Here is a 3,879-nt window from a genome sequence, read left to right as displayed (position 1 = left end):
GCCCTTGTTCCTTCGTCATCAAAGGGAGTGTATCCTGTCCCTATGATATTTCCATCGTCTACTATGGAGAGAATTTCGCTGCCAACCTTTTTGCCTATCTTCCATTCTTCTTTCATGCTTTCATCGCCAATCATAAAGTCCGATTCACTTTTGTGACCAAAGCTTTCATGTGCAAAAACCCCTGCTGCTTCCGGCGAAAGCACTACGGTGTATTTTCCGGGTTTAACGTCAACAGCCTCTTTTAGGAAAAGGACTGCTTTGTTGAATCTCGTTTCAATCTCTTTTTCAAGCCCTTTCAATGATGCAAAATAGTTGGAACCACGGTCAAACCTGTCAGCGAACTTCTTCTCACCATCTGAAAGCTCAAAGCCTATTCTCATTCCCACACGCTGTGTGTCAAAAACGATATTGGAACCTTTGCTTGAATAGAAGCTCTTTTTAACGTTGAGATCGATATAATTTGCCCTCCAGAGCTTTACGTGTTCTGAATGTGCTATTATGGGATAATATTCTTTCAGAAGTCCTATTTTCTCGTTCAACGAGATTTCTTTAACCGAGTCCTTCCCTATGAACTTCAAAAATTCGCCTTCGTTAACTTCAAGCCTCTTAAAAATGGGGTCTTTCTCGATGTTTTCGTTTTTGCTGGCCATTGAAGCAAGGGCATCTATTTCGCCTTGAACGCCATCCACATCGCTGCTGGAAGCGTAGAACCAGCGCTTCCCATCATACAGCCGTATAAAGGCCGCTCTGTAAGATTTTTCTTTAACGTCGTCAAGCCTTCCCATAGTAATCTGTATGGAAGTCTGGAAGACATCTTCAATTCTAACATCTGTGTAAAGACCTTCAGGAAATTTGTACATTTTCCCCCTCCTTCTATGCAAAAATGTTTGTTTGCTTTACCCAAACTGGTAAATTACCAGTAAAAAATGGAGGCCATCAGGCCTCCAAGGGGAGTATGAAAAGGGTTATCCTGGATATTTATCTGAAATGTAATTTCTGAGCATTTTGTTTTCTTCCTCCGTGCTTTTATACATGAGCTTCAAAATATCCCCTATCGAAATTATCCCCTTAAGACCTGTTTCATCACATATTGGTAAATGCCGTATCCGGTGCTGAGTCATCACGTTAATCGCATATTGAATATCATCATCAGGCGAACCACAGATAACCCCTGCCGTCATCACCTCTTTTACAGGTGTTTCTGAGAGAACGCCACATTTTGCACAAACACGTTTGAGCAAATCCCTCTCGGTGAATATTCCTATTGGGCGTTTTCCATCCATTATCATGACAGCACCTATGTTCTTTTCAACCATCATATCTACCGCATCTTTTACAGTTGCGTCAGCATCCAATGAAAATACCGTTTCGCCCTTTTCTTTGATTATACCCGCTAATTTCATACCTTGCCTCCTTCACACTCCACTCATATAATAGCACACCACGATGTAGATTCTAAAATTTCTATTTTTTGCACATTTAGCCTTATGGTGCTTCAGAGCGGGTATTACGTGGCATTATGGTAATCCGACTTTTTGCTTTTAATGAATTCAACGAACTTTCGAGCAATATATGGGTCAAATTGTGTTCCGGAACATCTTTCCAATTCAAGCAATGCATCTTCAATCGAAAGGGATTCTCTATATGGCCTGAAGTTTATCATTGCCTCAAAGGCATTTACAACCGCTATAACTCTTGCCAAATACGGGATATGTTCTCCCTTGAGTTTTCTTGGATATCCTGTACCATCCCAAATTTCGTGATGACTGAGAATCTCTTCGGAAATTGCGGAAAGCTCGATTGTGCTTCTCGCAATACGGAAGCCAACTTCGGGGTGACTTTTCACGATTCTCCACTCGTTATTGTTCAGTTTCCCTTTTTTCATGATGATATTTGACGGTACAGCAAGCTTCCCAATATCATGATAGCGAGCTAATAACCTGAGATTAGCCATTGTCGTCGAATGGATCTTGAGTTTCTCGCCAAAATTCAGGGCAAGTTCTTCTACATGCTTGCAATGCCTTGCTTCAATCGGGTTGTATTCAAAAAGAGTGTTTTCAAGTGCAGTTAGCACCGTTCTACTTCGAAGATTGCCCTTTAACACTTTGTTTCTGTACATGAGATCCTCCGCATCCTTTATCAACGCGGTGATTGTTTTGCTGAGATCTGTTCTTGTGGCATAGCCTAAAGAGATGCTGAAGCTTATGTTTTCAACGGTTAATTCCCGTGCACAGTATGATTCAATTCTCTCAGACACACTTTTGGCGATTTCTTCATCAGCTTTTGGGAGCAAGATTATGAATTCATCACCACCCCAGCGTGCGACGATATCTTCCTTTCTAACGGAGTTTTTCAAAATTTCAGCGGTTTTCTTCAACAATTCATCGCCTTTGGCATGCCCAAAGGCGTCGTTCACGAGTTTCAAACCATTTACATCCCCCATTATTACACTAAGTGGCACTTGCCGTTTGCTATCAAACCTCATCATTTCTTCTTCAAAGAACGACCTATTGTACAACCCGGTTAATTTATCGTGAAAAGATACGTATTTCAGTTTTTCCCAGGCCAACATGCTTTCAGTCATTTTTCTCCTGATTCCAATCAGTATTCTTTTGCCATCAGGCTTTTCATAAAATCTTCCCTCATCTTGAAACCATTCAAGATTTCCTCGACTGTTAACAACTCGATAACTCGCCCGATAGCAATCTGCTTTGCCTTCCATATATTCCCGGATTCCCTTTTTTATCGCTGCCCGATCCCGCGAATCTATGACATCGTTCCAGCCTTTTGTATTAAGGTCATTTCCGCTGTATCCAAGGATCATAAGCCACTGAAAGTCATTGTAGTAATGCACTTCACCTTCCTCTACAACTGCTTCCCATAAACCAGATTCGCGAAATTTCAGCAAGAACAGAGCTTTTTCCTGCTGTTCTTTTAAAGTTTTGATGGCAATTTCAATTTCTATCGCGTATTCTATGGCCTTTTTAAAGGCTCTCATAGCCTTACGAGATTCCGGGGTTTTTAGCAACGTGCTCTTCCAACCATGCAACAGTATTACCGCATGCAGCTCCTCTTTATAAGAAACGGGAAGAACCAACACTCTTTCATGAGGGGAGCCGAGTGAGAGGATGATAAAATCATCGCCTGACTTTATTGAATTTATAAACGAACGCAGCTCCTCAAAGCTCTCAAATTTTTCATCTTCCCCGGCTAGTTGGTGCGGTTCTCCGTTCTCATTCGAAAAGATTGAAAGCCTCTCGAAGTTCAATACTTCCCTGTTTCTCTCCAGTTCCTTGTATAAAAAACCAAAAATATCACTCCCTCTATAAGAGAGAATTTTCAAAATCACCTTGCCAAGAGTGCTGGCAAAATTTAACCGCTTCCGCATAAACTCTTCCGTAGCTTTTTGAGCACTTATATCCAGTATAAAAAGGATGCTTTGCTTTGTGGCATCGATAAACTCTATTTTCACCAAAGCGCTCCGTTTAGTCTCATCTTTTCTCAGTATCTCAAGTGCGTATTCGTCTGAGGGAAGATATTCCTTTGAATGCCTGAGTATATGTAGATCTTTCAATATTTTTCTCATGGGTGGAGAAACGAATTCAAGAAAACTCTTCTTGTTTTCTATTTCCCACTTTTTGTAGCCTGAAAGTTCCTCGAAAGAGCCACTTACCCGCGAAATGATTGTGTTTGGCTCTACTATCGCTATGGTGAAAGGAGAGAGGCATTTTACATCAGGAAGCTTTCGAGGAACATACTCATCGTTCAAAAAAAGATAGCTGTATTCGTCTGTGGTGACAATTTGAGAATACATCTCCTTGCGAAGGTCTCTGTGATCCATAGCTAAAGAATCCATCAGAGACGCTTCAAGCGCATTTA

Annotated in this window: 3 protein-coding genes; all 3 read right to left on the bottom strand. The window is 41.2% G+C overall.

Annotation, left to right across the window (positions count from 1 at the left end):
- A partial coding sequence (locus AC3LHT_RS09460; RefSeq protein WP_488662717.1) for a metallopeptidase TldD-related protein occupies positions 1 to 860 on the bottom strand: 860 nt, incomplete at its 3' end.
- Positions 861 to 965: 105 nt separating this feature from the next.
- A complete protein-coding gene (locus tag AC3LHT_RS09455; protein ID WP_290647119.1) occupies positions 966 to 1,403 on the bottom strand; it encodes a CBS domain-containing protein in 438 nt (145 codons plus the stop codon).
- A 104-nt stretch (positions 1,404 to 1,507) separates the two neighbouring features.
- Positions 1,508 to 3,879: diguanylate cyclase domain-containing protein (locus tag AC3LHT_RS09450; protein WP_488662716.1), on the bottom strand; the 2,372-nt coding region annotated here is incomplete at its 5' end.

Source organism: Kosmotoga sp., assembly GCF_982836095.1.
The sequence above is the reverse complement of the archived record's forward strand: the minus strand, read 5'-3'. Positions and strand labels throughout refer to the sequence as shown.

Coding starts and splice junctions, on each gene's coding strand:
- AC3LHT_RS09455 (WP_290647119.1), bottom strand. CDS start 1,403: ATGAAATTAGCGGGTATAATCAAAGAAAAGGGCGAAACGGTATTTTCA.